The organism is Pseudomonas sp. GW821-FHT07G10 (assembly GCF_059418545.1).
Genome location: NZ_JBWKQB010000024.1, coordinates 34738 through 55134, shown reverse-complemented (window position 1 = coordinate 55134; position 20397 = coordinate 34738). Strand labels below are relative to the sequence as shown.

Sequence of the window (20397 nt, the reverse complement as noted above, 5' to 3'; positions counted from 1 at the left end):
GTATTTCAGTCGAGTGTCGATTCCGACTCATCCAGGTGGTCGATGTGCTTGAAGCGTTCGACCAGGAAATCAATCAGGCAGCGCACCCGCGCGGACAGGTGCAACTGTTGCGGGTAAACCGCATAGACATCCGCGCGGGTCGGTGTCTGATCCTCCAGCACCAGACGCAGGCGACCACTACGCACATAACGAGCGATGTCCCATTCGGCCCGAAGCAGAATGCCGTAGCCTTCCAGCGCCCAATTCAATGCCACTTCACCGTCGTTGCAGCCTAAGGCGCCACGCACCTTGATGTTTTGCGTGCGCCCACCGTTGGTAAAACTCCACACACCGTACGGTGTTTCGTTTTGCCGCAGGAAGATGCAGTTGTGTTGCGGCAAATCCGCCAGGCGTTGAGGTACGCCGTGCTTTTCCAGATACAGCGGCGAGGCGCATAACAAACGGCGATTGGACGCGATCTTTCGTGCGTGGAAGGCGGCATCCGGCAGCGTGCCGAAACGAATGCCCAGATCAAACCCGTGAGTCGCCAGGTCCAGCGGGTGATCGCTGATTTCCAGCTGTATTTCCACCTCGGGGTAGAGCGCGAAGAACGCGGCCAATGCCGGGCCGATGTAGCGACGACCAAACCCTAGCGATGCGTTGACGCGAATCAGGCCCTTGGGGGTCGCCCGACTGCTGCTGATCAGCTGCTCGACCTCATCGATCTGCGTCAGGATGCGAGCGGCATGTGAGAAATACAGCTCACCTTCCGAGGTCAGGCTCATCGAACGCGTGGTGCGGTTGACCAAGCGTATCCCCAGCCGGGCTTCCAGTGCCGTCAGGCGTTTGCTCACTGCCGGAGGCGTAACACCCAGCTCTCGAGCGGTCGCAGCCAGGCTGCCCTGGTTGGCCAGCAGGTAGAAAAAAGACAAATCCAATGACTGATTCATTCGTAACTCAAAGTTATGTATGTAGTGATTTTGAGTAACTCACACCTCTTTGCTCACTACATATACTCCCTTCACACCCTGCTTGGACAGTCCGGTTCGACAGGCACAACAAGAACGTAACGAGAGTGGAGTTGATTGATGAGCGTATACAAAATTGCTGCGGTTCCCGGTGATGGCATTGGTGTGGAAGTGATCGCTGCAGGCGTCGAGGTGCTGCAAGCCCTGTCGAAAAAATCCGGCTTCGAACTGGACTTCAAACACTTCGACTGGAACTCCGATAACTACCTGAAAAACGGTTACTACATCCCTGAAGGTGGCCTGGAAGAACTGAAAACCTTCGACGCCATCTTCTTCGGCGCGGTCGGCGCCCTCAACGTACCGGATCACATTTCGCTCTGGGGCCTGCGCCTGCCAATCTGCCAGGGCTTCGACCAGTACGCCAACGTGCGTCCGGCTCGGGTGCTGCCTGGGGTAAAAAGCCCGCTGCACAACGGTGACCAGATCGACTGGGTGGTGGTGCGTGAAAACTCCGAGGGCGAATACTCCGGCAACGGCGGTCGCGTCCACAGAGGCCTGCCCGAAGAAGTCGCCACCGAAGTGTCCGTGTTCACCCGTGCCGGGGTTGAGCGCATTCACCGTTTTGCCTTCGAACTGGCGCAAAGCCGTCCACGCAAGCACCTGACCATGGTCACCAAGTCCAACGCCCAACGTCACGGCATGGTGTTGTGGGACGAGATCTTCTACGAAGTCGCCAAGGATTTTCCGGACGTGAAGATCGATAAGGAGCTGGTCGACGCCGTTACCACGCGCATGGTGCTCAAACCGTCGACGCTGGACGTCATCGTCGCCACCAACCTGCACGCCGACATCCTGTCCGATCTGGCCGCAGCCCTGTCCGGCAGCCTGGGCATCGCGCCGACCGCCAACCTGAACCCATCGCGCAAATTCCCCTCGATGTTCGAACCGATCCATGGCTCGGCCTTCGACATCACCGGCAAAGGCGTCGCCAACCCGATCGCAACGTTCTGGACGGCGGCAATGATGCTCGAACACCTCGGCGAAGCGGCAGCGGCGAAACAATTGATGTCTGCCATCGAGGCCGTGACTGAAAGCGGTCTGCATACCCCTGATCTGGGTGGCAAAGCCACTACCCGGCAGATCACCGATGCGGTGATCGAGTTGATCGACCGCTGATGTTGTTCGCGGATTCAAAGTAGTACTGCGGCACAACGCCAGGGGGCCGATCACCGATCCGACCCCTTGGCATTTCCTGACAACAATAAAAAATCAGGGCCCTGTCATGAAAAGAATTTTTGGCAAACTGTACGTACAAGTCCTCATCGCCGTCATCCTCGGCGCAATCGTCGGGGTGCTCGTTCCCGATACCGGGACAGCGCTCAAACCCCTCGGCGACGCGTTCATCAAATTGATCAAGATGCTCCTCGCTCCGGTGATTTTCCTGACCGTGGTCACGGGCATTGCACGCATGGAAAGCATGAAGGAGCTGGGCCGTGTCGGTATTCGCGCGCTGCTCTACTTCGAGGTGGTATCCACACTGGCACTGGTCGTCGGTCTTGTCGTCGTCGATGTGTTCAAGCCCGGCGCAGGCATGAACATCGATGCCGCCACGCTGGACACCTCAAGTCTGGCGACCTACACCACGGCAGCGAAACACGCCTCGTTCATGGACTTTGTGATGAACATCGTCCCCGACACCATCGTGGACGCGTTCGCCAAAGGCAATGTGCTGCAAATTTTGCTGTTTTCCATCCTGCTCGGCATTGCCCTTGCACAGGTGGGGCCACGCGGAAAGGTTTTCGTTGATGCGCTGGATAGCCTGATGCAGGGCATGTTCCGCATCGTCAACATGGTCATGCGCCTGGCACCTATCGGCGCATTCGGAGCGATTGCCTTCACCATTGGCAAATACGGCTTCGGCTCGCTGTTCTCCCTCGGCAAGCTGATGGCCTGCGTGTACCTGACCTGCGCGGTGTTCGTGATCTTTGTGCTGGGCCCGATCTGCCGCTACAGCGGTTTCAGCCTGTGGAAGTTTCTGCGATTCATCAAGGAAGAGCTGCTCACCGTACTGGGCACCAGCTCCTCGGAGTCGGTGCTGCAGCAGATGATTTCCAAGATGGAAAAGGCCGGTGTTTCCAAGCCCGTGGCCGGGATGATCATTCCCTCCGGCTTGACCTTCAACCCGGACGGTCAGGCGATCTACTACACCATCGCAGCAATCTTCATTGCCCAGGCGACGAATACACCGCTCACCCTCACTGATCAATTGATCGTACTGGCGGTGCTGATGTTCACCTCCAAAGGCTCTGCGGGTGTAACCGGTTCGGGGTTCATCATTCTTGCTGCCACGTTAGCGTCGCTCGGTACCATTCCGGTGGCGGGTATGGTGCTACTGTTGGGCGTCGACCGGTTCATGTCGGAAGCGCGAGCAATCACCAACACCATCGGCAATGGCGTCGGCACCATGGCCATCGCCAAATGGGTCGGAGCGCTGGACACGGTGAAGATGAACAAGGCGCTGAATGGGGAGGTAGAAGAGGAGAAGCCCGAGACGGTACAGGCAGACATCATCGCCGCTCCTTCATCGACGGCAGCCAGCGCCTTGTTGCCCGGCCTTAAAAGCGCCTCTCAGGCATAAGACGTCGGGTGGTGTGTAGTTGTAGCGATCACCACCCGGGATATTCGATTTTTGTTGATACTCAAGAGGACCAGTCCCTGAGCTCACTTCTAAAGGAATAGTATGTCGGCAAGACCGAATCAGGGTTTCGCAGGGCAGCTCATTCAACCGGTCTGGTGCGAGTGGCCGCTCGCACCGACGTGTTGAGCGCCACGGCGGCGCGAATGAGCGCCTTCAACGCGTCTTCATCAATCCTGTCGCCCTCATGGACATCAATGGCACGTCGGGTGTTGCCTTCGAGGCTGGAGTTGAAGAGACCTGAAGGGTCCTCCAGCGAGGCGCCCTTGGCGAAGGTCATCTTCACGACATTCTTGTAGGTCTCGCCGGTGCAGATGATTCCGCCGTGCGACCACACCGGAACCCCCCTCCACTTCCATTCCTCGACCACGTCGGGGTCGGCCTGCCGGATGAGCGTTCGGACCCGAGCAAGCGTCTCGCCCCGCCAATCACGCAGCTCCTCGATTCTCGCATCTATCAGCTGAGAGGCAGAGCCTTCCCCCTCTCCTTCCGTTGGGCTGATCTTCTGCGTCTTCATGGTGGTTGCCGCCTTCTTCATGATGGTTGTCGTCCTCGACCCTTTGTGGACAGTCCGAAGTGCCTATGAAACCAGGAGCGATTCAGTCCAGGAGCCAGACACATTTCTATCTAGACGTTAAATATCTGCAAGAACATCCGTGTGAAACCGAACACGTGAAACTGCTCGCAGACTGCCCCGACGCATAGCGCCATGGCTGGCAGCGCAGGGGATTACTTCTGACTATCCATAGCAGCAACTGTCTTGATCGGCTCACGGTGTTTTCCATTCTGTACCATCGCACAGCATAGCGATAAGCCTGATCAGCAGGACTCTCATGCAGGCAAGAGCGCCTTGAAACCTTCGTGATACCTGATGACGTTCCAGCCCCCACTGGAAAGCTCAAAAGTCCCCGAGAGGATCGCGCCTGACCTCGATCAACAATAAGTGGCTGTTTTCAAACCAATTTGTGTGTTTTGGGTCTTCCCAGGCGAAGCGAAAGTTGATAAATTTCCGCGCACTCCTGCAGAGGCCCTTACAGGGCTTGTCGCGAAAGGAAGCAACATCTCGATGTTGCTCGCGAGCTGCAAAGTCAGGAAGAGAGTGTTGGCCACTCGTAGCAACAGATACAGGGGCGTCGCCAAGCGGTAAGGCAGCAGGTTTTGATCCTGCCATGCGTTGGTTCGAATCCAGCCGCCCCTGCCATTTTCCTTATAGTCATCCAGGTGTAACTCAGCCGGCAGGTATTGCGCGAGCCCAGGATGATCGTCTTTACAGGGAACGCCAATGCCGATCCGGCCCGGCGTTCTTATGTCATCTTAGAATCATCTAGCCGCCCCCCTCCCCCTCTCAGAGCCGGGGAAAGCGACTCTCGCCTGCTGCTAAACAGAGTTGGCGGTACGCGCCAACCAGTTGATCAAGCGTGAACGCACGATTTCGCCCACTAGGATTGGGCAGGACCCATACCGAGGCATTACCAAAGGTCTTTGACTGCAGCCCCCAGGTAATTTCTCGTTGGCCGGATAACGCGCAATACGCAGCTTTACCGAGAAAAGCCACAAAGCGTGGCGCATAGCGCGCGATCTTTTGTTCAAAATCGGCAGCGGCAGCGATAAATTCATGTAAAGACAGCTGATCCGCTCGCGCCGTAGGCCGTTCAACCACTGCCGTTAATCCACACTGATACTGCAAGATCGTCCGATCGTTTTCCGGGCGTATTTCCTGCGGCGTAAAGCCGGCGAGATGGAGTGTGCGCCAGAAGCGATTGCCTCTGCCCGCAAAATGATGCCCAAGGGCTGCGGCAGTCACTCCGGGATTAATGCCACAAAAAATCACGGCAAGATGCTCGTCAAGAATATCTTCGAGTCTTTCACCCACCATAAAAGCCTCTCATCCGCAGATCACGCCGACCGCATTGCGTGCAAGCTCCGTCAGTTCTGCGCGGGATTTGCCCGCCCGCGCACGTATCGAAATGCTGTGCAGCAGGGATGACGCGAGTACGGCAAGGGCCGCAGGGTCGACATCGCCTTTCAACTCGCCGGCATCGATTGCTGCTCGTAGACGCGTTTCGAGATCGGCATCGAGCCTGCTGAGCCGATCCGAAAGAACCTCTCGTATTTCAGAATCCTCGACAGCCTCGGTCGTCGCCGTGCCGATCGCAAAGCAGCCACGCGCTTGGCCGTCACCTGAAAAGTAGATCGACAACTGCCCCTCATAGAAACGCATCAACGCCTGGCGCAATGTCAGATCGCTGTCCGTCAGCGCCTCATGCATGGCAGCAGCGGCAAATTCCCAATACTGCTCCAGCGCCTTGATATAGAGCGCGTGCTTGTCACCGAATGCCGCATAGAGGCTTGGGCGATTCATTCCGGCCGCAGTGGCGATGCTATCCAGAGAAGCGCCGGAATATCCGGTGCTCCAGAACACGCCAAGCGCCTGCTGCAGCGCTGTCTGCGGGTCATACGCGCGGGGGCGGCCTCGGCCTTTCCCCTCTGCAATCTTTTTTTGTGCCATGTTGTACAAAATCCTTGAATGAAGGTTAGCCAGTCGATATTCTTACACCATCGCACAAAATTAAGGAACCAGAAGTTCCTAAATTTCAGGTTTGTTGTAGCGGAGCTCGAACCGGGTGTTGCGGCGACGAAACAGGTGCGGCGGGGCGATCCTCCTGACCGCGCACGGGTTTGCTTTCTCACAGCAATTATTGACATCAGGGCCGCAGGCGACTTCTGCAGGCACGACTTCCCGGTTATAGGTGTACTCGATCATGACTAAACAGTTCGACATCCCAGCTTCGCAGACCTTCGAGCACCCAGGGCCGAACCCGACTGACACGCTCATCAAGAAACCGCTCAAGGAGAAATTACGACCACTGCTTATGGTGGGTTTCCCTGTCCTCTTCGCTGCGGTTGGGTACGCACACTATGTGGCGGGCGAGCCCTTTGTATCGACCGATAACGCTTACGCCCGGGTGGCGAAGGCATCGATCAACGCTCGCATTTCCGGACAAGTCGTCGAAATCGCCGTCGAGGACAACCAGCCTGTTCGCAAGGGCCAGGTTCTGTTTCGGATCAACCAGGAGCCGTTCCAGATCGCGGTTAACCGTGCACAAGCACAGCTGAGCGTCGCGCGGCTTCGCATCGATGGGCTCAAGGCCAGCTACCGGCAGCAGCAGGCCGAACTGCAATCGGCCAAAGAGTCGGCCGATTTCGACCAAAGGGAGTTTGTCCGCAAGAAGGCACTGGTCGCTACCGAGTTCGTTTCGCGCGCCATTTACGAGCGCGCAGACACAGACCTTAAAGTTGCACGGCAACGAATAGCGTCTATCGAACAGCAGATCGCAAGTACCGTCGTTGCACTGAACGGCAATCCAGACATCGAAGCCGATAGCCACCCGACGGTTCGTGAGGCCAAGGCTCAGCTCGACGAGGCCCAGCTTTACCTCTCGTACGCGACGGTGTATGCGCCGGATGATGGCATCGTCGCCAAGGTCGACGATTTACAGGTTGGCAACTATGTAAACAGCGGTGCGCCAGCCTTTGCTCTGCTCTCTGATCGCCAGATTTGGGTTGAGGCCAACTTCCGCGAAACGGAGGTGACCCATATGCGTCCAGGCCAGGAAGCAACTATCAGTATCGATACTTATCCTGATCACGTATTCAAAGCCCACGTTACCAGCATGAGCCCGGGTGCCGGATCGGACTTCGCACTGCTGCCGGCCGAAAATGCGACCGGAAACTGGGTCAAAGTTGTCCAGCGGGTACCGGTTCGACTGGAACTGGATGAGGTGGATCCTGCCCTGCCCCTTTTCTCTGGCATCAGCGCCACGGTCAAGGTCGATACCGGGTATCGCACGCCCTGGTGGCACCCGCTCAAAGCGCTGTTAACCGCAGGTAACTTCTGATGAACGCCAACGCTATCGGGACCCCGGGGGGAGATGGTGCGCGCACGCTGCGGTTCGCCGTTCTGCTCGCGACCTATATGCAGTCTGCGAACCTGCCTGTGCCGAATGCGGCACTCAGGTTTATTCAGGGCACCTTGTCAATGACCGACGACGAGGCTGGCTGGGTATTCACGTCATACCTCGCTGCGAGCGCCATCACCATGCCGATTGCGCAATGGCTCACCGCACGCTTTGGCTTGAAGGTTGTGTATCAAGCCGCGATAGCCATCTACGTCCTTGGCTTGCTGCTCGCTACGGTTGCAACGACCCCACTGGAATTTGTCGGCGCGCGTATTATTCAAGGCGCCGCGAGTGGCGTGCTGGCACCGCTCTCGATGGCGATCGCAATGGAGACATTGCCACCTGCGCGGCGTGCGAAATTTGGCGCGGTGTTCACGGCCATCGTGCTCTTGGGCATCGCCAGCGCCCCGAGTATCGGTGGTTGGGTCAGCGAGTATTACGGATGGCGCTCGATCTTCTACATCAGCCTTCCGCTGTCGGCGTTTATCTTCCTCGTGGTGGCGTTTTTGCTTGCCGAGAAAAAGGCCGAGAAAAGTCCGCCTTTTGACTTCTTCGGCGTCGGCACCTTCACGCTGGGCATGATCGGCCTGCAAATGCTGCTCGACCGCGGTGAACGCCTGGACTGGTTCGCCTCGCCCGAGATCTGGATCGAAGCGCTGGCATGTGCGCTGGGGCTCTACCTGTTCCTTGTACATGTGCTGACCGCGAAGGTGCATTTCCTCAACAAGCGTTTGTTCAAAGACCGTAACTTCGTACTGTCGACGGTCATCTTTTTCGCACTCGGTTTCGTGCTGTTGCCGACTATGGCACTGACTTCCCCGATGCTGGATGAACTGCTCGGGTACCCGCCTGTCACCACAGGCTGCATGACGATACCGCGAGGTGTGGGGCTCGTAGGTGCATTCATGCTGATGAGCCGTGTTCCCGCGCATATCGACCACCGAGCCTTCGTTGCGCTGGCCGTAGCAGTAGTGATTTTCGCCAACTGGCTGATGCTTGGCTATTCGCCTTTGATGGACTGGTGGCCCGTGGCGGTTGCCGGTGCAATCCAGGGTATCGGCCTCGGTGTCTTGATGCCGTCGATCACCAAGGTGGCGTTCAGCACGCTCGACCCCAAGTTCCGCCCGGAAGGTACCGGCTTGTTCAATCTGTCACGTGTTTACGGAAGCACGATCGGCGTTGCGGTCGTGCAAACGCTTTTCTTCAACAATACGCAAGCGATGCACATGGCGCTTGCAAGCAATCTGACGCCCTATCGCGCCGCTGCACACTCCGTGACAGCGTCAACGCACTTGCCAGCGCTGGCGGGGCTCAACGAAATGATCACCGGCCAGGCGGCTTTTATCGCCATTAACGACCAGTTCAAGATTTTGATGCTGGCGATGCTGGTGGTGAGCCCGCTGGTTATCTTTCTTCGCAAACCCGTTCCGACCAACTAGTTTTCGTGGAGTCGACCAAATGAAATCTAATGCGCTGGTAATCAACAGACATCTGTTCCAAACGAAGGTCGGTGCGGTGTTAGCTCTTATGTTGCTGTCCGCCTGTACCGTCGGCCCTGACTATAAAACGCCTGCGCAGAGCCTGTCGCAGCACTATGATCAACAGGCCGAGCAGCGTCTTGGCCAGAGCGGCAACAAGCCCGGTGAACAGCACATTGAGCTTGGCAAGAAGGTCAGCGGTGAATGGTGGTCTGCCTTTCATTCGCCGAAGCTCGACCAGGTTGTACGTCGGGCAATTGACGGCAATCTTGAGCTCGTAGCTGCAGACGCGACGATCCGGCAAGCGGCCTCCTCCGTCGCCGCGGCGGAAGGTGCACTTTATCCGCAGGTCGATTTTGGCGCTCAGGCTGGCCGCCAACGGGTACACAACGCGCCCGAGCCATCGGTCTCCAATTTCTATTCGATTGGGCCGCGGGTCGGCTTCGACCTTGACGCATTCGGCGGTAACAAGCGGCGGGTCGAGCAGCAGGAAGCGTTTACCGATCTGCAGAAGCACCGATACGAAGCGGCGTACCTGACCCTGACTGGCGATGTCGCGAGCCAGGCGTTGTTGGTTGCCTCTGCAAACGCGCAGATGGAAGCCGTCGAGAAGCTGCTCGCCAATGACGCAAAGAACCTCGAACTCGTGCGTATGGCGCACATCAATGGCACCACCACGCAGATCGACGTTTCGCTGGCCGAGACACGGCTCGCTCAGGACCGCACGCTGTTGCCGCCCCTCGCCCAGCAACGTGATTCGGCCCGACACGCTCTGTCGATTCTGACGGGAAAAGGCCCTGGGGACTGGATCGCGCCTGACTTCAATCTTGCCGAGTTTGCCTTGCCGTCAAACGTGCCAGTCAGCTTGCCCTCGGAAATGGCCCACGATCGGCCCGATGTACTGCAAGCAGAGGCTGAACTGCACATGGCCAATGCCGCAGTTGGCGTCGCGACAGCGAACCTGTATCCCCATGTAACGCTGTCCGCGTCGCTGGCACAGGCCGCTTCAGGCAATGGCGGCGCCGCACTCTGGGGCCTGGCTGCGGGGCTGGCGGGTCCGATCTTAGATGGTGGAACGCTCAAAGCTGAACGTCAGGCTGCAGTCGACGGCTACAAGGCGACTCTCGCCGGCTACCAGCAGACCGTCATTACTTCGTTCGGTCAGGTCGCAGACACACTGCAGGCAATAAACCATGACGCCGAGGAAAACCAGGCGCAGGCGGACGCGTTACGAGCGGCCGAAACGAGTTTTCGGTTGAATCAACAAGCCTACGCGCAAGGCGAGAACAGCATTCTCCAGGTGCTGGAGGCCGAACGTGCCTATGAGCAGGCGTTACTGGGTCAAATCAAAGTGAAGACCGCGCAGTATCTCGACACGGTGCGGCTGTTTGTGGCGCTCGGCGGTAATAGCGTCGGTGTTTTTGAGCAACGAGTTGCCAGTCGCTGAGAGCGCAAAACTTCCTATCAATAGCGGCGGCGTTTTTTCAAAACTTGTCTAGCGCCGTTCACTGGTTTTTTATCTGTCCACCTGCGTTTTACGAGAGGCCACTACCGCCATTGCGGCTGTGGCCCCAGACATCGGAGTAAAGACATGTCGTACGAAGCGTTTCACGATGCACTTCGCGATACAAGATTTCCTCTTAGACACGGATCGGGTGAGATGCCGGCCGTTGGATTTGGCACGCTATTCCGGGATCTGACCGTAACAACACAAGCAGTCAAGCACGCGCTGGAAACAGGATTTCGTCATTTCGATTGTGCAGAACGCTATCGAAACGAGGAGATGGTCGGCGTTGCTATACAGGAAGTTCTGGGGGCGGGTAAGGTCCGCCGAGAGGACGTGTTTATTACCACGAAACTGTGGAACACCAACCATCGCCCCGAGCGGGTTTTACCTGCTTTTGAAGCAAGCTGCCGACGACTTCAAGTTGATTATATCGATTGCTATCTCATCCATACGCCCTTTGCCTTTCAACCCGGTGAGAACCAGGACCCAAGAGACGAACAGGGTCAAGTCATCTACGACTCAGGCGTGACGTTGATAGAGACCTGGAGAGCACTTGAGCGCCTCATGGATGAAGGCCGGTGCAAGTCCATCGGCTTGTCTGATATCACGTTGGAGGCTTTACAAGAGATTGTCGCAGTGGCCCGGATAAAACCCGCCGTCGTGCAGGTCGAATCCCACCCTTATCTGCCTGAGTGGGAGCTCCTTGAATTTTGTCAGCAGCATGGAATTATCGTCCTTGCCTTTGCGCCACTCGGACATGGAATGGAACCGAACGTACTGGAAGACTCCGTGATTACAGGGATCGCTCGGCGTTTGCAGAAGACCCCGGCTCAAGTTGCATTGGCCTGGTCTGTACAGCGCGGAGTCGCTTTCCTGACCACTTCGGCAAACCCGAGCCATATCAAGGAAAACTTTGATATTTCTACCCTGCCTCATAGAGCCATGCGTGAAATTCAGGAAGATATTACGACCAGGGTACGGTTTAACTCGGTAGTGGAAACCGGTGTGCCTGGATTTATTCCACGGAAAAAGTAACGCTCGACAAGGGGGGCGGTCTGCTGCAGGGCCGCCCCTTTTTATCCATGCGAACAAGTCTTCATGCGAGACATGCTCAGAGAGCATGCTGATATTTTTTTACTGACCCACCTGAGGTGGAAACGATGGACATTTTCCAAACCATGCGTTGTTTCGTTGCTGTCGCTCAGAGCGGCAGCTTTACGGCGGCGGCTGAGGTATTGGACACCACCACAACCAACGTTTCCAAAGCTGTCTCCAGTCTGGAGGCCAGGCTTCAAACACGCCTGATCAACCGCACGACCCGACGCCTGGCGTTGACCGAAGCAGGTGCGCGCTATTTGCAACGATGCGAGAAAATTCTTGACGAGGTACGTGAAGCCGATGAGGAAGCGGGTACCGCTCACGTCATGCCGGTTGGCAGGCTCAAGATTCACGCTATGGGAGCCATTGGTAATCATTATGTAATCGACGCCATTGCCAAGTATAGAGAGACTCATCCCTCGGTAATGTTTGATTTGACACTGACTAATCGGCTACCTGACTTGCTGGAGGAAGGATATGACATATCGATTGTTTTGGCGCGGGATCTACCCGATTCAGGGTTTGTAGCTCAGCGGCTCGGCATCACTTACAGTATTCTCTGCGCCTCGCCAGCATACCTGAAGAAACGCGGGATCCCCGATTCTCCGGGCTCCCTTTGCTCACATGATTGTTTGAGAATTGTTAATACGATAATGCCGGTTGAACACTGGGCATTTGAGGGGCCCGAAGGCGTAAAGACAGTCAACATCCCATTGTCTCCCTTGCACATCAACACCGCCAATGGCATGACCGTCGCTATAACAAATGGGATGGGTATCGGTGTTCAGCCTATTGCTTCTGCAGTCGCCGGCCTCAGGGCGGGCACGTTAGTGCGCGTACTGCCAGACTATCATTTTGAAGAGTTTAATTTATTTGCAATATACCCATCACGAAAGTTCGTGGATGCAAAAATAAGGACATGGGTAGAGTTTCTTAAGGATTACATTCCGGGCTTGTTGGCAGCCGATGAAAAAATCGTAGGCTCATCAAAAAAACGATGACAGCTTTTGAATTCGCTAGTGCTGCAGGCATGGAGTGTCGACCCTCCATCGTCCGCACAGTATTCAACCGTTTGAACAGCCAGTTCCCATTACTAGATACTGAAGGACATGTTGTTGACCGTGAGAGTCTTCATACGTCATTTGCGCCGGGACCGCCCCGCACTGGTCCGGAATATCTGTAAGTGTAATGACTTTTTTTATGTCAAGTTTTGTTGCGTAAGTATAAATTTCAACAGGTGCCTCGCTGGCCGCGGTAGTTGAATGGCTCTCGTCTGCAAGTGCGTGTGCCCCTACAAAGCCAAGAGCAAGAAAAATCGCAACTTTTGAAAATTTCATTATATTCACCGTATCGTCTCAGGGTTTCTTTGCGACCGAGATGATCGTAAAGCTCACATTGAACTTCCTGGTTTTCACCTCGCGAGCGGGTTAATACTTACTCCATTTGCTCACTGGGTAGAGACGATGCTAAGTGTTTATCCCTTCCCCACATAGCGGCCCACTGGACAAACACTGTTGACAGATTCCGCATGAATGGAGGGCCTGGAAAGGCTGACGAGTCAGCCAAGGGGACACCCGCCAGGCCGGAGCAAAGGGCAGCACGCGTTACAAAGCGTTGAAATGGATGTTTTGGGCAGCCCAATACTGGCGCGTGCTCGGCCTGCCTGTTCAACGAGCGCATCGGCAAGCGCTTCACACAGCAGACATGAAAAATAGTCGGTAAAGAATGTTTTCGTTGAACGCGCGCAGCATGAAGTAAATCATGCGCTCGGATAGGGAATGCTCGGAAAAATAAGCAACGTAGCGCAGCGGTAGCAGGTGCCTGAATACTACGACGTCCATGGTTGCGATATATATTGCGACGAGCAGCCCGATACCAAAAGCGACAGCAATAGGATGATCAAGATCATGGGAAGCCAGTCGAAGGCCGGTGCGCTGCGCAAAAAAAATCCCCAGGGTTGTGAGCGCAAGAAACAGCGCGACGCGAATCCACGGCATGTCGCCGGTGATGGCGTTGAAGACAATATCGAAACCCGCTATTGACGCAATCACCGCACCGACAAGCAGAAGCGTGCCGGCCGGTAGCCAGCTCGAACGAGGTGAGCTTTTTGAGAGCGCTTGGATACGCATGAGATTTTACAAATCCATAAATTAATGAACCCGCTTCGGCTACTGCCAGTCAGTTAAGACATTACGCGAACCGTAGCAGCTGGCGAAGCCTGCGTCCGGCTGCGTAGCAGTCGTAAAACAGTTACTGCGGTACTCCAGACAAATCGTGGAAGCAGGATTTGCGACGGCTTCGCCGCCGGACGCAGCCTTCGGCAGCTGCTACAGGGGACAGTGCTGAACCTGAAATTCCTTAACTGACTGGCATTACCCGCTTCGGCGGATTTTTCTTTGCGAGGTCAACATGCATCAGCTGGATCGCGAACCGTCCACGCGCCTTCGTGTTCGCCCGCACCTGATCCGTGCTACTTCGACCGGGCGGGCCAGATGATCGCATCGATCAGGCCGGACGGTTGTTTCCTGTCGTCGAGGCCGGTGGGTGGGAACTCCCCCGCGCGCGGCTGGCGGTAGGTGCCGAACAGCACGTCGAAGATCGGAAACAGCCCTGCGAAATTGCAGTCGTGGTGCTCAGGCAGCGCCGAGTGGTGAATGCGATGATATTGCGGCGAGTTCAGAACGAACGACATGCGGCCGAAGCCAATTCGGATATTCATGTGGGAGAACACGTTGTAGAAACTGATGGCCGCGTATAGGCCGACGATGGCGGAATTTGCTTTGAAGATCACCCCGGCCAGCATGTAGATCGTCAGCAACTTGATTCCGTGTTCAGCCCAATGATGCCGGTTGGTTGTCGTTGCGTTTAGCGCCGTATCGCTGTGGTGGAACGAATGCATGGCCCACATCACCGCAAAGCGATGCTGCGCACGATGGAACAGGTACTCCATGAAATCGAGCGTGAAAGCATAAAGCAGAAAACCGAACAGTAGCCCCCATCCAGTGTTCGGCAGATCGATCCAGCCACCGCCTGCAGCATTGACGGCGACAACGGTGGCAACGGAGACGAGCGGAATAATTGCGGCCTGCACCAAGGTGTTCAACAGCGTGTAGACCAGATTAAAGCCAGCCGACTTTAATGGTTGCACCTGGGCTGGATTGACGCGCTCGATGAGAAGGGCGATCACGACGATGGTCAACAGCGAGATGGTACCGAGCAAGGCGGCTTTAATGTCCATTGCGACCCGATCTTCCCAAAGTAGTGTCTTACGAACATTGCGGCGTATGGTGCTTTTTTGCACTATCGACCAGACCGCGTCTTGTTCTTGGTCAACACATCAACCATCCGCTTCGGCGACTTTTTTATGATAGCAGACCACAAACATGGCGCAGGTACAGCAATCGATCGTCAAGTTTTGTACCGCCTCAGATAGTCTGGACACGGTTTTGCGACTCAGGCGGCCTTTTTGAGGGTGGCTGGCTGACGGGCTTCTTTGAAGTCTGCGTTGCTAGCTGAAATCTGCCCACGCCTTCGTGTTTATTGTTACTTGAGGCTGCCAGCCAAAAACTGCTTCAGGCGCTCACTTTTGGGATGGTCGAGCACGCTGCCGGGCGGCCCTTGCTCAGCAAACAGCATCACTTGCGGCTCCATGGCCAACGCTCGAGCAATGGCGACGCGCTGTTGCTGACCACCGCAAAGGTGATGCTGAAGCAGTGCTGTCCAAGCCACTGCTTTGCTTAAAAGACAAGGTGCGTTTTATTGAGCGCCGTAGATGTCAAAGTCGAAGTACTTCTTGTTGATGCGGGCGTAAGTGCCGTTGGCGAGAATGGTCGCGAGGGCTTTGTTCAAGTCTTCGCGCAGCGCCACATCACTCTTGCGCACGCCGATGCCGTCACCGACGCCAAAGAATTTCGGGTCACTGAGCGTGGCGCCCGCAAATTCGTAGTCCTTACCCACCGGTTTATTCAGAAACCCGTAGCTGGCTTGAATAGAGCCTTGCAAAGAGGCGTCGAGCCGCCCCACCACCAGGTCGGCGTACACCTGATCCTGATTCTGATAAGAGAGAATATCGACCCCTGTGGAGCCCCAGACGGCTTTCGCATACGCTTCCTGGGTAGAGCCCTGCTCCACACCGATACGTTTTCCTTTCAGCGATTCGACCGTTGGCAACAGATCCGATCCCCGTTTGACGACCAATCGTGCCGGCGCGTTGGAAACCTTGTCGGTAAACGCAATCTGCTCCATGCGTTTTGGGGTGATGGTCATCGACGATGCAACGGCGTCGAACTTGCGGGCCAGCAGCGCTGGAATCATCCCGTCCCAGCTGCTTTCCACCCAGACGCAGTGGGCGTGCAGCTCTTCGCAGAGCGCTTCGGCGATATCGATACCGAAGCCGGTCAACTTGCCATCCGGTGTTTTGTACTCCAGCGGTGGATACGTCGGATCGACGCCCAGCCTCAATTCCTTACCAGTCCAATCGGCCGCCCCGGCCATGCTGGAGACCGTCAAGAACACCAGTGAAACAGCCGCAATCATTTTATTCATTATTGTTTTCCTCTATAGGCCCGCAGAGCCCGGTTGCTGACGACTTTTGTACAGACGCTGACGCTCGAAAGGTGTTGCTTCAACTCAGAAAACGTTCAGCCAATTTGACCCAATAACTCGCACCAATCGGCAGGCAGGCATCATTGAAGTCGTAACCGGGGTTGTGCAGCAGACAACCGCCCTCCCCTTGGCCATTGCCGATCACCAGGTAGCTCCCGGGGCACTTTTCCAGGATAAAGGCAAAGTCCTCACTTGCAGTGAACGGCCGCAGGTCGTTGATCAGTTGCTCTTCTCCCAACCACTCGCGGGCGACCTCACGGGCTAACGCGGTTTCCTCGGGATGATTGATCAACACCGGATGGCAGTGCTGATAGTCGATATGGGCATGGGCACCGAAACTCGCCGCCTGCCCCTTTACCAGCTCGGTAATTCTGAGTTCGAGCAGTTGGCGAATTTCGGGGGTCAACGCGCGCACGCTCAAGATCATTTCGGCAGAAGCGGGAATGACATTCGAGACGGTCCCGGCGTGTATGGAACCCACCGTGATGATTGCCGTTTCTTGAGGGTTGACGTTGCGCGACACAATACTTTGCAGCGCAATCACGATCGACGAGCAGACGACGACTGGATCGATCGCTTTATGTGGCACCGCACCATGGCCACCGGTGCCGATGATCTTGATCGTCACGGTGTCGGCCGAGGCCATGAACGGTCCGCTGTAGAATCCAAAATGCCCTGCCGGATAACCCGGGATATTGTGCATCGCGAAAATGGCGTCGCAGGGGAATCGTTCGAGCAGGCCATCCTCAAGCATTTTCCTGGCGCCGCCCAGGCCTTCTTCAGCGGGTTGAAAAACAAGATGAAGAGTGCCTTTGAACGCGCGCGATTGAGCAAGGTATTTGCCCGCCGCAAGCAAGGTTGCCGTATGGCCATCGTGGCCGCAGGCATGCATGACGCCGTCAATATGACTGGCATAGGGCAAGCCGGTGGCTTCCTGTATCGGCAGCGCATCCATATCTGCGCGCAATCCAAGCGAGCGCCCCTCGCCATTTTTCAGGGTAGCGACCACGCCGGTCTTGCCCACCCCTTTACTGACCTCAAACCCCCACTCGGTCAGCCGCTGCGCAACGAGTTCACTGGTGATGAATTCCTCAAACCCAAGCTCGGGGTGAGCATGGATACTGTGACGCAGCGCGATCATCTCATCCTGCATCTCGGCAATGGCTGGTAGTACGTGGCCGACATTCATGGCGCTACTCCTCAATAAGATCCATCAGGCACCCGGATCCATGAGGCGAATCTTCGAGGCGCTGCTTGGGGCTGATCTTAGGGACCCGACGCGGTGCCGGGGAGGCTCAATTTGGTTATGATGACAACCAATTGTTGTCATCAAGGTAAGCTGATGAAACTGCATCAATTAAAAGCGCTGATTGCCTGCGCCGAGACGGGCAGCATCCGGGCCGCCGCCCGTTCGCTCGACATTTCTCAGGCTGCCGTGACCAAAGCGCTGCGCGAACTGGAGACGTCTCAACAGCTGCCGCTGTTCGTGAGAACCCCCAGCGGCCTGAACTTCACTGAATATGGCAAGGTGTTGCTGACTCACGCCAGACTGGTGCTCAAGCAACTGGAACATGCCCAAACAGAACTCGATCACTTGCGTGGAAAAGCCAAGGGGCGACTCTGCGTCGGGATAACGCCATGGATCGCGTTGACCTTCCTGCCCGAAGTGGTCCTGGCATTTCGAGAGCGAATGCCGGAAGTCAAACTGGAACTGTTCGAGAGCCTGATGGCGGTCGCCCAGCCTCTTCTGCGCGATGGCAGCATGGATTTTGCGATTGGCCAGCTTCATCCTTCGCAAGCGACCCAAGAGTTTGCCTGCGAAACATTGCTCGACTACCAGACCTCGGTTCTGGTCCGCCAGGGCCATGCACGACAGGGGGCTCGAACCATTCTTGATCTGCTCGACCAGAACTGGACACTGAACTACGCGCCGGATGGACACGATGCGCTCATGCGCGAGCTGTTCTGGAAGCATGGCGCGCAGATCAGCGAGGAACGAATCGTTCAAGCCCATTCACTGGCGATATTGCAGATGATGGTCGAGCGCGCCGACATGTGCACCTGGGGGCCATCCATTTTGAGTATCGCCCCGCCTTTTCTGGGTCGAGTGGTTCCCTTGTCCCTGATCGAGCAGTTCGAACCCAGGCAACTGAGCATCGTCACACGCCGCAATGGCGCGCTCAGCAATGCGGCGAACTGTTTTACCGATTGCCTGCTGGAGGTCATTCGGCGTCACGCCCGCTCAGCCAAAAAAGAAGATCGACAACTCTTTGAAACATTGCGTCTGCTGGTTTGAGACGACTCTGGGTTCACACATTTGCGCCGCGCTGCACAAACGCCGTTCAACCTGATCCTCGAGGCGCGCAAGTAACGGGAAGATCCACACCTTGGGCATGGCGCTGACGACGCCTGGCGTCATGTCGGGGTGCAGACCGTCGGCTCATGGCCGAAGCAACCTTTGACGAGTTTCAAGTAAAAACTTGTATACAATTTCATGGACAACTCTTTGTTTTATTGAATACAGTGTCGCCAACAATAAAAACAGAGAACCCTTCACCATGAAAACGCCTCTTGTTTCACAACAACGGCCTGAGGATGAAAATCTCGGGATCGGCGCGAATATGGCTTATGGCCTTCAGCATGTGCTGACCATGTATGGTGGCATCGTCGCGGTACCGCTGATCGTCGGGCAAGCGGCCGGGCTGTCTCCTGCCGACATTGGTCTGTTGATCGCCGCGTCACTGTTCGCGGGTGGTCTGGCGACATTGCTGCAAACCCTCGGCTTGCCATTTTTCGGTTGTCAGTTGCCGTTGGTGCAGGGGGTGTCCTTCTCCGGTGTCGCCACCATGGTGGCGATTGTCAGCAGCGACGGCAGCGGGGGTTTTCAGTCGATATTGGGGGCGGTCATCGCAGCGTCGTTGATCGGGTTGTTGATCACGCCGGTTTTCTCCAGGATCACCCGGTTCTTTCCGCCCCTGGTGACGGGGATTGTGATTACCACGATCGGCCTGACACTGATGCCCGTTGCGGCACGCTGGGCGATGGGTGGCAACAGCCATGCAGAGAACTTCGGCAGCATGTCGAACATCGGTCTGGCCGCGATAACCCTGGTGCTGGTGCTACTGTTGAGCAAGATTGGCAGTGCGACGATTTCGCGATTGTCGATTCTGCTGGCAATGGTCATCGGCACTGTCATCGCCGTTTTCCTGGGCATGGCTGACTTCTCGATGGTCAGCGAAGGGCCGATGCTGGGCTTCCCTACTCCCCTGCATTTCGGTGTACCGACCTTTCACGTGGCCGCAATCATTTCGATGTGCATCGTGATTATGGTAACGCTGGTCGAAACTTCCGCAGACATCCTTGCGGTCGGTGAAATCATCAATACCAAGGTCGACTCCAGGCGTCTGGGCAACGGCCTGCGCGCCGACATGCTGTCGAGCATGATCGCGCCGATCTTCGGCTCCTTCACCCAGAGTGCTTTCGCGCAGAACGTTGGCCTGGTCGCCGTCACGGGGGTCAAGAGCCGCTATGTGGTGGCCACCGGCGGGCTGTTTCTGGTGATTCTCGGGCTGCTGCCGGTGATGGGTCGGGTGATTGCCGCCGTACCGACGTCCGTGCTGGGTGGCGCCGGTATCGTGCTGTTTGGCACCGTCGCTGCCAGCGGCATCCGCACGCTGTCGAAGGTCGATTACCGCAACAACATGAACCTGATCATTGTCGCTACCTCGATTGGTTTTGGCATGATTCCCATCGCGGCACCGAACTTCTACGACCACTTCCCAGGCTGGTTCGCCACGATCTTCCACTCCGGCATCAGTTCTTCGGCAATCATGGCGATTGTCCTGAACCTGACATTCAATCACTTCACCACAGGCAACTCGGATCAACAGTCGGTGTTCGTCGCCGGCACCGAGCGTAGCCTGCACTTTCAGGATATCGCGGCGCTGCGTGAAGGTGATTATTTCAGCGGCGGCAAACTCTTCGACGCCGAAGGCAAGGAGATTGCGCTGGTGAGCGACGCGATAGAGGCACACCCCTCTCATCACTCGAGCGATGCGAAAGCGACGAGTCCGACCGCATAACACTCGTGTCAGTAGCGTCCACGCCA

At 56.4% G+C, this 20397-nt stretch carries 18 protein-coding genes, 1 tRNA gene and 2 pseudogenes; 11 read left to right on the top strand and 10 right to left on the bottom strand.

The annotated features are described in order from the left end of the window. Window positions 1-5 precede the first annotated feature (5 nt). A complete protein-coding gene (locus tag AC07O1_RS22995) occupies window positions 6-929 on the bottom strand; it encodes a LysR family transcriptional regulator (protein ID WP_494993028.1) in 924 nt (307 codons plus the stop codon). Window positions 930-1067: 138 nt separating this feature from the next. Here AC07O1_RS22995 and AC07O1_RS22990 point away from each other — a divergent pair, with 138 nt between their 5' ends. Next, window positions 1068-2123 (top strand): tartrate dehydrogenase, encoded by a 1056-nt coding sequence (locus AC07O1_RS22990; protein WP_494993029.1) that lies wholly within the window; start codon window positions 1068-1070, stop codon window positions 2121-2123. Between the two features lie 106 nt (window positions 2124-2229). Then, window positions 2230-3585, top strand: a complete 1356-nt coding sequence (locus AC07O1_RS22985) for a dicarboxylate/amino acid:cation symporter (RefSeq protein ID WP_495090232.1) — start codon at window positions 2230-2232, stop codon at window positions 3583-3585. Window positions 3586-3724: 139 nt separating this feature from the next. Here AC07O1_RS22985 and AC07O1_RS22980 read toward each other — a convergent pair whose 3' ends face one another. Next, entirely contained in the window at window positions 3725-4159 is a 435-nt protein-coding gene (locus tag AC07O1_RS22980) for a DUF1801 domain-containing protein (RefSeq protein ID WP_495090269.1), read from the bottom strand. Between the two features lie 447 nt (window positions 4160-4606). Here AC07O1_RS22980 and AC07O1_RS22975 point away from each other — a divergent pair. Beyond that, window positions 4607-4789, top strand: a pseudogene (locus tag AC07O1_RS22975) (hypothetical protein); the annotation flags it as partial. Continuing rightward, window positions 4769-4843: transfer RNA gene (locus AC07O1_RS22970), tRNA-Gln, on the top strand. The pseudogene AC07O1_RS22975 and the gene AC07O1_RS22970, both read left to right, overlap by 21 nt. 144 nt (window positions 4844-4987) lie before the next feature. On the opposite strand, the gene mug is transcribed toward AC07O1_RS22970, so the two are convergent. Continuing rightward, window positions 4988-5515 (bottom strand): G/U mismatch-specific DNA glycosylase, encoded by a 528-nt coding sequence (gene mug, locus AC07O1_RS22965; protein ID WP_494993098.1) that lies wholly within the window; start codon window positions 5513-5515, stop codon window positions 4988-4990. A gap of 12 nt (window positions 5516-5527) precedes the next feature. After that, a complete protein-coding gene (locus AC07O1_RS22960; protein WP_495024123.1) occupies window positions 5528-6151 on the bottom strand; it encodes a TetR/AcrR family transcriptional regulator in 624 nt (207 codons plus the stop codon). A 253-nt stretch (window positions 6152-6404) separates the two neighbouring features. On the opposite strand from AC07O1_RS22960, the gene AC07O1_RS22955 reads away from it, so the two are divergent. The 5 genes from AC07O1_RS22955 (at window position 6405) to AC07O1_RS22935 (ending at window position 12685) form a co-directional block, all read left to right on the top strand. Continuing rightward, window positions 6405-7541 (top strand): HlyD family secretion protein, encoded by a 1137-nt coding sequence (locus tag AC07O1_RS22955; RefSeq protein ID WP_495090268.1) that lies wholly within the window; start codon window positions 6405-6407, stop codon window positions 7539-7541. Further along, complete coding sequence (locus tag AC07O1_RS22950) at window positions 7541-9040, top strand: DHA2 family efflux MFS transporter permease subunit (protein ID WP_495090231.1); 1500 nt, start codon at window positions 7541-7543, stop codon at window positions 9038-9040. Before AC07O1_RS22955 ends, AC07O1_RS22950 begins: the two co-directional genes overlap by 1 nt. A gap of 19 nt (window positions 9041-9059) precedes the next feature. Beyond that, window positions 9060-10526, top strand: a complete 1467-nt coding sequence (locus tag AC07O1_RS22945; RefSeq protein ID WP_495090230.1) for an efflux transporter outer membrane subunit — start codon at window positions 9060-9062, stop codon at window positions 10524-10526. Between the two features lie 144 nt (window positions 10527-10670). Continuing rightward, window positions 10671-11621 carry an aldo/keto reductase gene (locus AC07O1_RS22940; protein WP_495090229.1) on the top strand — a complete coding sequence of 317 codons (951 nt, stop codon included), beginning with the start codon at window positions 10671-10673 and terminating at the stop codon, window positions 11619-11621. 125 nt (window positions 11622-11746) lie between these two features. Then, complete coding sequence (locus tag AC07O1_RS22935; RefSeq protein ID WP_495090228.1) at window positions 11747-12685, top strand: LysR family transcriptional regulator; 939 nt, start codon at window positions 11747-11749, stop codon at window positions 12683-12685. Between the two features lie 63 nt (window positions 12686-12748). Here AC07O1_RS22935 and AC07O1_RS22930 read toward each other — a convergent pair whose 3' ends face one another. From AC07O1_RS22930 to AC07O1_RS22905, 6 genes and pseudogenes are all read right to left on the bottom strand, one after another. Further along, the gene (locus AC07O1_RS22930; RefSeq protein WP_495090227.1) at window positions 12749-13021 is read right to left on the bottom strand and encodes a DUF2790 domain-containing protein; all 273 of its coding nucleotides are present in this window, start codon (window positions 13019-13021) and stop codon (window positions 12749-12751) included. 354 nt (window positions 13022-13375) lie between these two features. Next, window positions 13376-13813 (bottom strand): hypothetical protein, encoded by a 438-nt coding sequence (locus tag AC07O1_RS22925; RefSeq protein WP_495090226.1) that lies wholly within the window; start codon window positions 13811-13813, stop codon window positions 13376-13378. 341 nt (window positions 13814-14154) lie between these two features. Then, the gene (locus tag AC07O1_RS22920; RefSeq protein ID WP_495090225.1) at window positions 14155-14922 is read right to left on the bottom strand and encodes a sterol desaturase family protein; all 768 of its coding nucleotides are present in this window, start codon (window positions 14920-14922) and stop codon (window positions 14155-14157) included. A 305-nt stretch (window positions 14923-15227) separates the two neighbouring features. After that, window positions 15228-15383: pseudogene (locus AC07O1_RS22915) on the bottom strand (histidine/lysine/arginine/ornithine ABC transporter ATP-binding protein); the annotation flags it as partial. Window positions 15384-15440: 57 nt separating this feature from the next. After that, entirely contained in the window at window positions 15441-16220 is a 780-nt protein-coding gene (locus tag AC07O1_RS22910) for an ABC transporter substrate-binding protein (protein WP_494993100.1), read from the bottom strand. Window positions 16221-16308: 88 nt separating this feature from the next. Beyond that, window positions 16309-17478, bottom strand: coding sequence for a M20 aminoacylase family protein (locus tag AC07O1_RS22905; RefSeq protein WP_495090224.1), 1170 nt, complete (start codon window positions 17476-17478; stop codon window positions 16309-16311). Window positions 17479-17595: 117 nt separating this feature from the next. Here AC07O1_RS22905 and AC07O1_RS22900 point away from each other — a divergent pair, with 117 nt between their 5' ends. Both AC07O1_RS22900 and AC07O1_RS22895 read left to right on the top strand, forming a co-directional pair. Further along, a complete protein-coding gene (locus tag AC07O1_RS22900) occupies window positions 17596-18585 on the top strand; it encodes a LysR family transcriptional regulator (protein WP_495090223.1) in 990 nt (329 codons plus the stop codon). A gap of 262 nt (window positions 18586-18847) precedes the next feature. After that, window positions 18848-20371 (top strand): nucleobase:cation symporter-2 family protein, encoded by a 1524-nt coding sequence (locus tag AC07O1_RS22895; RefSeq protein ID WP_495090222.1) that lies wholly within the window; start codon window positions 18848-18850, stop codon window positions 20369-20371. The last annotated feature ends 26 nt before the right edge of the window (window positions 20372-20397 follow it).

Coding starts and splice junctions, on each gene's coding strand:
- AC07O1_RS22920 (WP_495090225.1), bottom strand. CDS start 14,922: ATGGACATTAAAGCCGCCTTGCTCGGTACCATCTCGCTGTTGACCATC.
- AC07O1_RS22960 (WP_495024123.1), bottom strand. CDS start 6,151: ATGGCACAAAAAAAGATTGCAGAGGGGAAAGGCCGAGGCCGCCCCCGC.
- AC07O1_RS22980 (WP_495090269.1), bottom strand. CDS start 4,159: ATGAAGACGCAGAAGATCAGCCCAACGGAAGGAGAGGGGGAAGGCTCT.
- AC07O1_RS22900 (WP_495090223.1), top strand. CDS start 17,596: ATGATGACAACCAATTGTTGTCATCAAGGTAAGCTGATGAAACTGCAT.
- AC07O1_RS22925 (WP_495090226.1), bottom strand. CDS start 13,813: ATGCGTATCCAAGCGCTCTCAAAAAGCTCACCTCGTTCGAGCTGGCTA.
- AC07O1_RS22940 (WP_495090229.1), top strand. CDS start 10,671: ATGTCGTACGAAGCGTTTCACGATGCACTTCGCGATACAAGATTTCCT.
- AC07O1_RS22955 (WP_495090268.1), top strand. CDS start 6,405: ATGACTAAACAGTTCGACATCCCAGCTTCGCAGACCTTCGAGCACCCA.
- AC07O1_RS22895 (WP_495090222.1), top strand. CDS start 18,848: ATGAAAACGCCTCTTGTTTCACAACAACGGCCTGAGGATGAAAATCTC.
- AC07O1_RS22905 (WP_495090224.1), bottom strand. CDS start 17,478: ATGAATGTCGGCCACGTACTACCAGCCATTGCCGAGATGCAGGATGAG.
- AC07O1_RS22995 (WP_494993028.1), bottom strand. CDS start 929: ATGAATCAGTCATTGGATTTGTCTTTTTTCTACCTGCTGGCCAACCAG.
- AC07O1_RS22945 (WP_495090230.1), top strand. CDS start 9,060: ATGAAATCTAATGCGCTGGTAATCAACAGACATCTGTTCCAAACGAAG.
- AC07O1_RS22950 (WP_495090231.1), top strand. CDS start 7,541: ATGAACGCCAACGCTATCGGGACCCCGGGGGGAGATGGTGCGCGCACG.
- AC07O1_RS22985 (WP_495090232.1), top strand. CDS start 2,230: ATGAAAAGAATTTTTGGCAAACTGTACGTACAAGTCCTCATCGCCGTC.
- AC07O1_RS22990 (WP_494993029.1), top strand. CDS start 1,068: ATGAGCGTATACAAAATTGCTGCGGTTCCCGGTGATGGCATTGGTGTG.
- AC07O1_RS22910 (WP_494993100.1), bottom strand. CDS start 16,220: ATGATTGCGGCTGTTTCACTGGTGTTCTTGACGGTCTCCAGCATGGCC.
- AC07O1_RS22935 (WP_495090228.1), top strand. CDS start 11,747: ATGGACATTTTCCAAACCATGCGTTGTTTCGTTGCTGTCGCTCAGAGC.
- AC07O1_RS22930 (WP_495090227.1), bottom strand. CDS start 13,021: ATGAAATTTTCAAAAGTTGCGATTTTTCTTGCTCTTGGCTTTGTAGGG.